This is a genomic window from Burkholderia sp. D-99 (assembly GCF_011605345.1).
Classification (GTDB): Bacteria; Pseudomonadota; Gammaproteobacteria; order Burkholderiales; family Burkholderiaceae; genus Burkholderia.
The window spans coordinates 907,136-919,220 of the sequence record NZ_JAAOXM010000001.1; the positions used below are offsets into that span (position 1 = coordinate 907,136).

Here is a 12,085-nt window from a genome sequence, read left to right on the forward strand (position 1 = left end):
TGCTGCCGACGGCCCGCGGCCGTCACACGCCCCAGCGCGGAATGTGGTGCGAACCCATCGAGATGCACACGTTCTTGATCTCCGCGAACACCTCGAAACTGTATTCGCCGCCCTCGCGCCCGGTGCCCGATTCCTTCACGCCGCCGAACGGCTGGCGCAGGTCGCGCACGTTCTGGCTGTTCACGAACACCATCCCGGCCTCGATGCCGCGCGCGAGGCGGTGCACCTTGCCGACATCCTGCGTCCAGATGTACGAAGCGAGACCGTACGCCGTATCGTTCGCGAGCCGCAGCCCTTCGTCTTCATCCTCGAACGGGATGATGCAGGCGACCGGCCCGAAGATCTCTTCCTGCGCGACGCGCATCCGGTTGTCGACGTCGGCCAGCACGGTCGGCCGCACGAAGTTGCCGTTGCGCAGATGGTCGGGCAGGCCCGCCGGCTTGTCCGCGCCGCCCGCGACCACGCGCGCGCCTTCCTGCTCGCCGATGCGGATATAACCCGTCACCTTCTCCCAGTGCTGGCGCGTGATCATCGCGCCGAGATTCGTGGCCGGATCGGACGGATCGCCCACCACCAGGTTGTTCGCGCGGCGCGCGAATTCCTGCACGAAGCGGTCGTAGATCGTGCGCTGCACGAAGATCCGCGAGCCGGCCGTGCAGCGTTCGCCGTTGATCGAGAAGATCGTGAACAGCGACGCGTCGAGCGCGCGGTCGAAATCGGCGTCGTCGAAAATCAGCACCGGCGACTTGCCGCCGAGTTCCATCGAATACTTCTTCAGGCCCGCACGCTCCATGATCCGCTTGCCGGTCACCGTACCGCCGGTGAACGACACCGCGCGTACGTCCGGATGGCGCACCAGCGCATCGCCGGCCGTCGCGCCGTAGCCCTGCACGACGTTGAGCACGCCCGGCGGAATGCCGGCTTCGAGCGCGAGGCGGCCGAGCTGGTCGGCCGTCAGCGGCGACAGCTCCGACATCTTGAGCACCGCCGTGTTGCCGAGTGCGAGGCACGGCGCCGTCTTCCACGTCGCGGTCATGAACGGCACGTTCCACGGCGACACCAGCGCGCACACGCCGACCGGCTGGTACAGCGTGTAGTTCAGCATCTGGTCGTCGACCGGATAGGTGCGGCCGTTCATCTGCACGCACACTTCCGCGAAGAAGTTGAAATTCTCGGACGCGCGCGGAATCAGCTGCTTGCTCGTCTGCGCGATCGGCAGGCCGGTGTCCTGCGTCTCCAGCGCCGCGAGCATCGGCACGTTCTTCTCGATCAGCTCGCCGAGCTTGCGCATCAGCTTCGCGCGCTCCTTGGCAGGCGTGTTCGCCCATTTCGGGAAGGCTTCCTTCGCAGCGCGCACGGCCGCATCGACTTCGGCCTCGCCGCCCGACGCGACGTCGGTAATGACTTCGCCGGTCGCGGGATTCAGCGTCGTGAACGTCTCGCGGCTCTCGACTTCGCGGCCGTCGATCCAGTGCTTGATGGTCATGCTCTCTCCTTGGGCGACGGGCTCAGCCGGCGCGATAGTAGTCTGCTTCGCCGACGATCGTGTTCACGAGGCGGCCAATCCCTTCGATCTCGGTCACGACCTCGTCGCCCGGCTTCGTGTCCGCCAGCCCCTCGGGCGTACCGGTCAGGATCAGGTCGCCCGGCGAGAGCGTCATGAAGCCGCTGATGTGTTCGATCAACGCCGGCACGTCGAAGATCATGTCGCGCGTGCTGCCGCGCTGCGTCTCCTGGCCGTTCACCGTCGTGCGCAGCGTCAGGTCGCCCGCATCGCCGATCTCGTCGCGGCTGACGAACCACGGCCCGAGCGGCGTGCAGGTGTCGCGGTTCTTCACGCGCAGGTTCGGACGGTAGTAGTTCTCGAGATAGTCGCGGATCGCGTAGTCGTTCGCGACCGTATAACCGGCCACGTAGTCGAGCGCCTGCGCGCGGCTCACGTTGCGCGCGGGCCGGCCGATCACGACGGCCAGCTCGCACTCGTAATGCATGTGGGTAGCGTCCGCCGGGCGCACGGTGCGCGACCGGTGGCCGATGAACGTGTTCGGCCCCTTCAGGAAGATCAGCGGTTCGCTCGGCGCCTTGAACGCGAGCTCCTTCGCGTGGTCGGCGTAGTTGAGGCCGAGCGCGAACGTCGTGCGCGGCGCGACGGGCGGCAGCCACGCAACCACGTCTTCGGCAACCACTCGTCCCGTATCGAGACGGATCGCGCCGTCGCCGGCCGGTTCGGCCGCATGCAATGCACCGTTGTAGATCACGCGCGCCGTCTTCATCGTGTTTCCTCCGCGATCAGCGTGTGCCGCAACGTGCCGATGCCGGCGGCGGCGATCTCGATCGTGCTGCCCGCGCGGGCGCGCGGTGCACCGCCCGCGACGCCGAGCAGCAATACATCGCCCGCGTCGAACGACATGAAGGCCGTCACGTCGGCAATCAGTTCACGTACGGGGCGAATCAGCGTGGCTGTGGAGGCGGACACGGCAACCTCGCCGTCGATCCGCACGGTCAGGCCGATCGTGTCGACATCGCCCAGCGCGGCGGCCGGCACGATGGCCGGGCCCAGCGGGCAGAAACCGTCGCGGCACTTGAAGCGCACGGCCGGACGGTAGTAATCGGGATGCGGTACCGACACGTCGCTGGCGAGCGTGAAGCCATGAAGGTAATCGAGCGCCTGCGCGGCCGGCACGCGCGTCGCGCGCCGGGCGAACACGACGGCCACCGACGCGCCGATCTCCAGCGAGTCGACGCCGGCCGGCACGACGACGGCCGCGCCGTCGGCTGCATGCGTGTTGGCGGGCTTGATATACAGGATCGGCGCCTGCGGCGGGCGGCCATAAGGCGGTGCGTTCACGGCATCGCCGAGCGCGTCGAGCGCCGCGCGCTCGTTGAGCAGCGCACCGTAGACGGTACCGATGGCGACCGGCAACGGCGGCGCCGCGGCGGTCGTGCAAGACAGCTCCATGCGTCATTCCCCTGCCGCGCGTCGCGGCGCATCGTCAATAGTTAATATCTTAAGTAAACAATCGGGCGCTGGCAACCTCGATTACCCTGATACGCGAAATTCACTCCCCGCGGCTGTTAAGATTGATGCGTCCCCGTCCACTGCTCACCCCGATGAACCGTACGCTCGACCATCGCAACCTGGCCATGCTGCTGCTCGAGGCCCGCGAAACGCTGATGGGTCTGTTCCGCCCCATTCTCAAGGAATTCGCGCTGACCGAACAGCAATGGCGGATCATCCGCGTGCTCGACGGCGAACCGGCACATGCGCTCGAAGCGGGACAGATCGCGCGGCGCTGCTGCATCCTGAGCCCGAGCCTCACGGGCGTGCTGGAACGGATGGAGCGCGACGGCCTGATCACGCGCACGCGCGCGCAGGAAGACCAGCGCCGGCTGCTGGTCAGCCTGACGCCGCAAAGCAGGAAACTGGTCACGGAAATCGGTCCGCGGATCGACGAGCAGTACCGGCAGCTCGAATCGCGGTTCGGCCAGGACGGCCTCGAAGACATCTATCGCGCGCTCGACCGGCTCATCGAGCTCGGCGGCAACACGTGATGACGCCCCCGTTCCCGCCAGACGCGGGAACGGGGGCCGGTGCGGCGCGGGCGGTCAGTGCACCGCGCCGCGCATCAGCTCGGTCACGGCCACGCCGCGCGACGTGCGCATGCATTCCTCGACGTAATCGATGAACGACAACGGCTCGAAATCGATTTCATCGCGAACGCGGCGGTTGTCGAACACGCGATCGACCGTCGCGAATTCCCCGCAACGCTGCAGCGCCCGGCCGATCACGCGTTCGAGTGCCGGATCGGTCCGCCCGAGCACATCGCGCACCACGAGCGGCAATTCGGCCGGTGCACACGCCGCGTAGCGCGGTGCGCCCGTCATCCCCGCCGCCTCGTCCATCGCACGCACGATCTGCGCGACCTGCGGCGCCTCGTCGCCGGCCGACACGTGATACAGGTCGTGCGCGAGCGTCGGCTTGACGGCCAGCAGCATCGTCGCGCGCGCCACGTCGTCCACCGACACGATGTCGATGCGTGTCATCGGCCGTGCGGTGAAACGGCGCGCGGCATGCGCCAGACGGAACATCCAGAACGAATTCGGCGCGGGCCGCGTACCAAGTACCGTGTGGCCGACCACATGCGACGGCCGCACCACGACGAGCGGCAGCCCGAGCGCGCGCAGGCGCTGCTCGGTTTCCGCCTTCGCGTGCAGGTAGTCCGCCGCGAGCACCGCGCCCGGCAAGCCTTCCGCGTCGCGCTCGACGTCGTTCGCCGCGTCGCCCGCCGCCTCTTCCTGCACGATCCCGCCGCGGCCCGCATGCGCGTAGGCCGTGCCGACGTACACGAAGCGCTGCAGGCGCGGCGCCCGTGCGAAGCGCTCGGCAAAGCGCACCGCATCGGCGATGTCTGCCTGCAGGTGCACGCCGTCGGCCGGCGACGCATGGCCGGCGCAATGAATCACGTGCGTCGCGGCGGCGAGGCGCGGCGCGTCGGCACCCTGCCACACGTTACCGAGCGCACCGACGATCACGTTCGCATCGGTCAGGCGCGACGCCCAGTACGGCGCGAGCCCCGCGCGCAGCGCCGCTTCGCGCAGCCGCGCGACAGCGTGGCCGCGATCCTGCGCGCGCACGACACAGACGATGCGGTCGAGCAGCCCCGCATTGACGAGCGCCGTCAGCACGGTACTGCCGATGAAGCCGGTTGCGCCGGTCAGCACCAGCCGCCCGACGTTCGCCGCCGCGACCGGTGCGCTGGCCGGCGACACGAGGCTCGTCCGCCAGTTCAGCGACAACGCGGTTTTCCAGATCAGCACGATAGTCTCCTTCGAAGAATCGGCCGGGCGGCGCGGCGCCCGCGGTTGCGGGCTGCGCACGGCTCACCGGCCGGGCCGGGGCCTGACGCGCGCCCCGGCAGTCCCGATCGGGCGTGCGGCCCGCGATCGCGTCGATCGCGTCTCTGGCACGAGGCGGCGGCAGCCGCCGAGGACGGGCGTCCGCGGCACTGGATCGGGAAGATCCCAGTGTGGGGCCCGACCGCAGGCAAGTCTGTCCCGAAAGTTTCGTGAAAGTGTGCCGATTTGTATGCGATTGTCTGAGTCTGTCGCGCCGGCCGTGCCTTCAAAACGTCGCAATATCCGATCAGGCCGCCTTCCTGCGGTGCAGTGCCGCCTCGTCGGCCCGATTTCCGCAGCCGGTCGCACGCGACAGATCGACGCGCCTCGCGGCGAGGTCATCCCATGTCTCGAAGATCGAACGGGCCCTCATCGGCACCGCGATCGCCGGTGTGCGCGTGTTTGTGCGCGCAGCCGGAATGACCATGAATCGTCAGACGTCGTTCCATCTGAAACAGCAATTGACTCAATACGGATTTATTACGGTTTATCACTTGCGTTTCACACCAGTCTATCTAGACTGTTCAAGTCAAAACGGTCGAATGTGTCATTTTTTTAGGAGACGATCACAATGCGCCTCACCATTCGGATTAATGGCAGCGAATCGGCAACCCGGCAATCCTTCGCGGTACTGTGGGTCGATACCGACGAGGGCCTGTGGTCGCGCGAGGCACATCAGGGCATGGATCTTCCGACCTGGGGCAAAGTCCGCGACGTCGAGGGCGCAATGGCGCTCTGCGCGGCCGATGGCGGGAATGCCGTGTGCCAGTTGAAGGGTCTGTCGTTCGATGCAACGCAGCGCGAACAGGGCTCCGCCGTACTCGCCGGCAATCACGCCGGCGCATGGCGACTGCAGGCTGTCGATCGCTGCACGAGCGAGCCGGAATACCAGGAATTCATTTCCGTCACCCGATAGAGATTATCGAGATAATTTGTCTGCGGTTTTCGGGTTTATTCCGGTTTCAGTGATATTCATTTCGATATTCAGTATTAACGGCGCCCCTTTTCGGGGCGTTTTTCATTTTCTGGTGCAAAGAAATAATCGTGCCCCGGGCAATTGATCGCACACCGGGAACGGTCGGCATCGGCCGTAGCGGAAATCGCGCCCGCGCATCGACACACGCCGAATCGCCCGCCTTCCATCGCCTGTTGCATCGGTGATGTTCCGTTTCCCTCCGCCGTTCCTTCCCCTGTTCCGCCCTTTGCCGGACGGCCGATTCCCGCCTTTTCACGGGGCCGGAACACACTTTTCCCACACGGTGTTTACTCATTTATTACAATCGCATTATCCAGACTGATTTGCCGCCCCTCGGCGGCCCGACCCGGCCATTGCATGAGCGTGAAAAAGAAGACCCACCCCGCCGATCCGTACGCGGCCGCGACCAAGAACCCCATGCTCGCGTCGCGCCTGCCGATGTGGCGCTCGAAGTTCGTCGTGATCCTCGTGTTCCTTGCATTCGCCGCGCTGATCGGCCGCGCCTTCTGGGTGCAGGTCGCGAACAAGGAGTTCTACGTCGGCCAGGGCCAGAAACGCTACCAGCGCACGATCGAACTCGACGCGACACGCGGGCGCATCGTCGACCGCAACGGCGCGATGCTCGCCGTCAGCCTGTCGACCTATGAAATCTGGGCGAACCCGAAGCAGGTCGCCGACACCGACTACCCGCAGATCTCGAAGCTGCTCGACATGCCGCTCGTCGAGGTCAAGCGGCGCCTCGGCAACGACAAGACGTTCGTGCTGCTCAAGCGGCAGGTCGACGCCGACACCGCGGGCAAGCTCGACAAGCTCGCGATCGACGGCATCACGCAGATCGCCGATTCGAAGCGCTTCTACCCGGAAGGCGAATCGGCCGCGCACGTGGTCGGCTTCACGAACGTCGAGGATAAGGGCCAGGAAGGCGTCGAGCTCGCGGCGAATGCGCGGCTGGTGGGTACGTCCGGGCAGCGCGAGGTGATCCGCGACCGGCTCGGCCGCATCGTGTCGGACACGCGCCCGCTCGTGCCGGCACAGCACGGCGCTACGATCGAACTGACGATCGACCGCCGCATCCAGCAGCTCGCATTCAGCCAGCTCAAGGCGGCCGTGGTCGAGAACAACGCGCTGGCCGGCAGCGTCGTGGTGCTCGACGCGCAGAACGGCGAGATCCTCGCGCTCGCGAACTACCCGACCTTCGACCCGAACGACCGCGCGCGCCTCACCGGCCAGCAGTTGCGCAACCGTGCGGTGATCGACACGTTCGAACCGGGCTCGACGATCAAGCCGCTCGTCGTCGCGCTGTCGATCGACGAGCGCAAGGTCACGCCGAACACGATCATCAACACGTCGCCGGGCACCTACAAGATCGGCCCGGCCGTCATCCACGACACGTCGAACCACGGTTCGCTGACCGTCTCGCAGGCGCTGCAGAAGTCGAGCAACGTCGCGCTCGCGAAGCTCGCGCTGAACCTCCCCGCCGAAACGATCTGGAACAAATACCAGGAATACGGGATCGGCCGTGCGCCGGAACTGACGTTCCCGGGCGTCGCGTCGGGCCGGTTGCGCGGCTACAAGCGCTGGCGGCCGATCGAGCAGGCGACGATGGCGTACGGTTACGGCCTGTCGATGTCGCTGCTGCAGATCGCGCAAACCTATACGGCCTATGCGGGAGACGGCACGCTGCACCCGGTGTCGCTGCTGAAGAACGGCACCGACCAGCAGACGATCGACGCGCATCGCGGCCACCGCGTGACGTCGGCGCAAACGGCCGCGTCGATCCGCTCGATGCTCGAGATGGCGGTCGGCGAAGGCGGCACGGGGCGCCGCGCGCGCGTCGACGGCTACCGGATTGGCGGCAAGACGGGTACCGCGCGCAAGCAGGTCGGCGCGACCTATGCGAAGGGCAAGTACCGCGCGCTGTTCGCGGGGATGGCGCCGATGAGCAACCCGCGCCTGATCGTCGCGGTGATGATCGACGAGCCGCGCGGCAAGGGCTACTACGGCGGCACGGTGGCCGGCCCGGTGTTCGCGTCGGTCACGAGCGGCTCGCTGCAGCTGCTCGGCGTGCCGCCCGACGCGCCGGTCGAGCCCGAAAAGGCGCCGCCGCTGAAGGCCGTTGCCCCGCAGAAGACGGTGGCTGCGCCGAAAGCGGCTGCGCAAACCAGGACGGCCGCGGCACCGAAAGCCACCACGCCGTTGAAGACTGCCGCGCCGTCGAAAGCGCCGGTGCAGCCGGTCACCGCGGCCGGATGATCGGTCCAGGCCCACGCGACACGCCGGCCTCCGGCGCGCGTGGCACACCGGCTGCCCCTCACCCCCACGCGATTCCCCGCCTCGGGCACCGTCCCACTTTCTAGGAATGCCGCGCATCATTTGAGCGTTTCCGCTCCCTCCTCCTACAATTTTTCCGCGCCCCGGGCAGCCCTGCCTAGGTGCGCGACTACAAAATGGAGAGAGACGCATGCGATTCCACTGGAAGACGCTCGCACCGGCCATCGCGAGTGCTGTGCTGGCCGGCGGGCTGCCCGCCCATGCCGCCGACCCCGCCGACGTGAAAATCGGCTTCCTCGTCAAACAGCCGGACGACCCGTGGTTCCAGGACGAATGGCGCTTCGCCGAGCAAGCGGCGAAGGAAAAGCATTTCACGCTGATCAAGATCGCGACGCCGAGCGGCGAAAAGGTATCGACCGCGCTCGACAGCCTCGCCGCGCAAAAGGCGCAGGGCGTGATCATCTGCGCGCCCGACGTGAAGCTCGGCCCCGGCATCGCGGCAAAGGCGAAGCGCGCGGGGATCAAGCTGATGTCGGTCGACGACCAGCTCGTCGACGGCCGCGGCGCACCGCTTCAGGGCGTGCCGCACATGGGCATCTCCGCGTACAAGATCGGCCAGCAGGTCGGCCAGGCAATCGCGGACGAAACGAAGCGGCGCGGCTGGAATCCGGCCGAGGTCGGCATCATCCGGATCGCATACGACCAGTTGCCGACCGCGAAGGAGCGCACGACAGGCGCGGTCGATGCGCTCAAGGCCGCCGGCTTCCCGGCCGCGAACGTGATCGACGCACCCGAAATGACGGCCGACACCGAAGGCGCGTTCAACGCGGCGAACATCGCGCTCACCAAGCATGCGAATTTCAAGCGCTGGGTCGCGTTCGGCTCGAACGACGACACGACGGTCGGCGCGGTGCGCGCGGCCGAGGGGCGCGGCATCGGCGCGGACGCGATGGTCGCGGTCGGCATCAACGGCAGCCAGGTCGCGCTCAACGAATTCGCGAAACCGAAACCGACGGGCTTCTACGGCTCGATCCTGCTGAATCCGCGCCAGCACGGCTACCAGACGAGCATCAACATGTACGACTGGATCACGAAGAACCAGGCGCCGCCGCCGCTCGTGCTGACGTCCGGCACGCTGATCACGCGCGACAACGAAAAGCAGGCACGCGCCGCGCTCGGCCTGTGAGCCGGCACAAGGAGCCGACATGACACGCACCACCCTCGTGACGGGCGCCGCCGGCGGCATCGGCCAGGCGCTGTGCCGCACCTTCCTCGCGGCCGGCGACCGCGTGCTCGCGCTCGATCGCGACCGCGCGGCGCTCGACCACTTCATCGATACGCTCGGCGACGCGCGCGTGACGCCGGTTGTCGACGACCTGACCGACGCCGAGCGGCTGCGTTCGATGCTCGAATCGCATCCGCAAGCCGACGTGCTCGTCGCAAACGCGGGCACGGCCGCGTCGACCACCTTGCGCGACACGACACCCGCCACCTGGCGCACGGATCTCGACGCGAACCTGACGGCCACCTACCTGAGCGTCGAAGCCGTGCTGCCCGGCATGCGCGCGCGCGGGCGCGGCGCGATCGCGATCATCGGTTCGGTCAACGGCGTGCATGCGCTCGGGCATCCGGCGTACAGCGCGGCCAAGGCCGGGCTGATCAGCTACACGAAATCGCTCGCGATCGAATACGGCCGCGACGGCGTGCGCGCGAACATCGTGTTGCCGGGCACCGTGAAGACGCCTGCGTGGGAAGCGCGCGTGCAGCGCAATCCGCAGGTGTTCGAGCAATTGAGGAAGTGGTATCCGCTCGACGATTTCGCGACACCCGACGACGTCGCGCAGGCCGCGCTGTTCCTGTGCTCGCCGGCGGCGCGGATCATCACGGGCGTCGCGCTGCCCGTCGACGGCGGCCTGCTGGCCGGCAATCGCGTGATGGCGCAGGAGCTGACGCTCGAGACGTTCTACTGAAACTGAAGTGCGCAGGGCCGGCGGCCGCCCGGGCCGCCGCGCCCTGCCTGGAGCGCGGCGCGATGCCGCGCGCCGTCAATGCGCAGCGGCCGCGACCGGCTTCACCATCCTGCCGAGCACGTGCTCGGTCATCCCGCGCGCGAGTTCGGACTCGCCCATGAACACGGTGCCGATGCCCTCGTTCGACAGCAGCGCGGCCTCGTCGCCGCTGTTCGTGCACAGCACGACCTCGAGCGCCGGGTTGAGCGTGCGCGAGATCTCGACGATCTGCCGCACATCGAACACGTCGGGCAGCGTGACGACCAGCATCCCGGCCCGCGCGATATGCGCCTGCACGAGCACGATCGGCTCGATCGCATCGCCCGACACGGCCGCGACGCCTTCCGCGCGCAGCTTCTCGACGAGCTCGCGGTTCTGCTCGACGACGACATACGCGATCCCGCGCTCGTCCAGCGCATGCGCGATCCGCGTGCCGACCTTGCCGTAGCCGACGATCACGACTTGCCCGGTCAAATGCGTCTGCGGCGTCGACATCGGCAGCGCGGCGAGCGGATCGTCGCGCGCCTCGAGCTTGCGCGCGAACGCCGAATGCTTGCGGATCCACACGAGCGCCGGATCGATCATCGCGAACAGCAGCGTGTTCATCGCGATCGAGATCAGCGCGACCGCCAGAATCAGGCTCTGCCCCTCGGCCGACAGCAGCCCGAGCGCGCGGCCGAGCCCCGCGAGGATGAACGAGAACTCGCCGATCTGCGCGAGGCCCGCGCCGACCGTCAGTGCGGTGTTCAGCGGATAGCGGAACGCGATCACGAGCGCGACCGCCGCGAGCGTCTTGCCGATCACCACGATCGCCGCGACCTCGATCACGTGCAACGGCTCCGCGAGCAGGATCTTCGGGTCGAACAGCATCCCGACCGAAATGAAGAACAGCACCGAGAACGCGTCGCGCAGCGGCAGCGTCTCGTCGGCCGCGCGCCGGCTGAATTCCGACTCGCGCATCATCATCCCGGCGAAGAACGCGCCGAGCGCGAACGACACGTCGAACAGCTTCGCCGCGCCGAACGCGATGCCGACCGCGGCCGCGATCATGCACAGCGTGAACAGCTCGCGCGAGCCCGTGCGCGCGACGAGCCACAGAATGCGCGGAAACACCCGCTTGCCGACCACCAGCATCAATGCGATGAACGCCGCGACCTTCAGCATCGTGACACCGAGCGTGCCCCACACGCTGCCGCCGGCCGCATGCGCGTCGCCGGGCGGCGTGCCGCCGAGCAGCCCCGCGACGGGCGGCAGCAGCACGAGCACGAGCACCATCACGAGATCCTCGACGACGAGCCAGCCGACCGCGATGCGCCCGTTGACCGACTCGACGAGCCCGCGCCCTTCGAGCGCACGCAGCAGCACGACGGTACTTGCCACCGACAGCGCGAGCCCGAACACGAGCGCCGCACCGACGCTCCAGCCCCAGGTGAGCGCGAGCCCGCCGCCGAGCAGCGTGGCCACCGTAATCTGGACAATGGCGCCCGGCAGCGCGATCTTGCGCACCGCGAGCAGATCGCCGAGCGAGAAATGCAGGCCGACGCCGAACATCAGCAGCATCACGCCCACTTCGGCGAGCTGCTGCGCGAGCGACAGATCGCCGACGAAGCCGGGCGTGCCGGGGCCGATCACGATCCCGGCGAGCAGATAGCCGACGAGCGGCGGCATTTTCAGCAGCGACGCGAAGTAACCGAAAATCATCGCGAGACCGAAACCGGCCGCGAGCAACGCAATCAGGCTGACGTCATGAGGCATCCCCCCTCCCGAGTTCTTGTAACTATTTAGTAAGGTTCAAGAGTGGAAGGATAAGGGATGAGGCGGAACAATGGCGCGCCACCGCGAAAATTTCACGCGGTGGCGCGCCTTTGCGGGGTGCAACCCCGGCGAAACGACAGGCGCCGTGCAGATCGCGGCGACGCCTTGAAGCCCATCG

Annotated in this window: 10 protein-coding genes; 5 read left to right on the plus strand and 5 right to left on the minus strand. The window is 67.5% G+C overall.

All coding sequences use genetic code 11. The annotated features are described in order from the left end of the window. Positions 1-22: 22 nt before the first annotated feature. The 3 genes from hpaE to HAV18_RS04000 are packed head-to-tail and all read right to left on the minus strand — an operon-like array spanning position 23 to position 2,959. Complete coding sequence (hpaE, locus tag HAV18_RS03990) at positions 23-1,486, minus strand: 5-carboxymethyl-2-hydroxymuconate semialdehyde dehydrogenase (protein ID WP_166953048.1); 1,464 nt, start codon at positions 1,484-1,486, stop codon at positions 23-25. 22 nt (positions 1,487-1,508) lie between these two features. Further along, entirely contained in the window at positions 1,509-2,273 is a 765-nt protein-coding gene (locus HAV18_RS03995; protein WP_166953049.1) for a fumarylacetoacetate hydrolase family protein, read from the minus strand. Continuing rightward, on the minus strand, positions 2,270-2,959 hold the full coding sequence (locus HAV18_RS04000) for a fumarylacetoacetate hydrolase family protein (protein ID WP_166953050.1): 690 nt from the start codon (positions 2,957-2,959) through the stop codon (positions 2,270-2,272). The genes HAV18_RS03995 and HAV18_RS04000 overlap by 4 nt, the downstream gene beginning before the upstream one ends. A 152-nt stretch (positions 2,960-3,111) precedes the next feature. On the opposite strand from HAV18_RS04000, the gene hpaR reads away from it, so the two are divergent. Next, entirely contained in the window at positions 3,112-3,552 is a 441-nt protein-coding gene (gene hpaR / locus HAV18_RS04005; RefSeq protein WP_048245409.1) for a homoprotocatechuate degradation operon regulator HpaR, read from the plus strand. A gap of 54 nt (positions 3,553-3,606) precedes the next feature. On the opposite strand, the gene HAV18_RS04010 is transcribed toward hpaR, so the two are convergent. Next, entirely contained in the window at positions 3,607-4,818 is a 1,212-nt protein-coding gene (locus tag HAV18_RS04010; protein ID WP_166953052.1) for an SDR family oxidoreductase, read from the minus strand. A 649-nt stretch (positions 4,819-5,467) separates the two neighbouring features. Between HAV18_RS04010 and HAV18_RS04015 the strand changes: the two genes are divergently transcribed. The 4 genes from HAV18_RS04015 (at position 5,468) to HAV18_RS04030 (ending at position 10,113) form a co-directional block, all read left to right on the plus strand. Beyond that, positions 5,468-5,812: a DUF3564 family protein gene (locus HAV18_RS04015; RefSeq protein WP_166953053.1), complete on the plus strand. Its 345-nt coding sequence runs from the start codon at positions 5,468-5,470 to the stop codon at positions 5,810-5,812. A 417-nt stretch (positions 5,813-6,229) separates the two neighbouring features. Next, positions 6,230-8,125 carry a penicillin-binding protein 2 gene (locus HAV18_RS04020; RefSeq protein WP_166953055.1) on the plus strand — a complete coding sequence of 632 codons (1,896 nt, stop codon included), beginning with the start codon at positions 6,230-6,232 and terminating at the stop codon, positions 8,123-8,125. 208 nt (positions 8,126-8,333) lie between these two features. Next, complete coding sequence (locus tag HAV18_RS04025) at positions 8,334-9,329, plus strand: arabinose ABC transporter substrate-binding protein (RefSeq protein ID WP_166953057.1); 996 nt, start codon at positions 8,334-8,336, stop codon at positions 9,327-9,329. A 19-nt stretch (positions 9,330-9,348) separates the two neighbouring features. Next, entirely contained in the window at positions 9,349-10,113 is a 765-nt protein-coding gene (locus HAV18_RS04030; protein WP_166953059.1) for an SDR family oxidoreductase, read from the plus strand. Positions 10,114-10,188: 75 nt separating this feature from the next. On the opposite strand, the gene HAV18_RS04035 is transcribed toward HAV18_RS04030, so the two are convergent. After that, positions 10,189-11,907, minus strand: a complete 1,719-nt coding sequence (locus tag HAV18_RS04035) for a cation:proton antiporter (RefSeq protein ID WP_166953061.1) — start codon at positions 11,905-11,907, stop codon at positions 10,189-10,191. Positions 11,908-12,085: the final 178 nt, after the last annotated feature.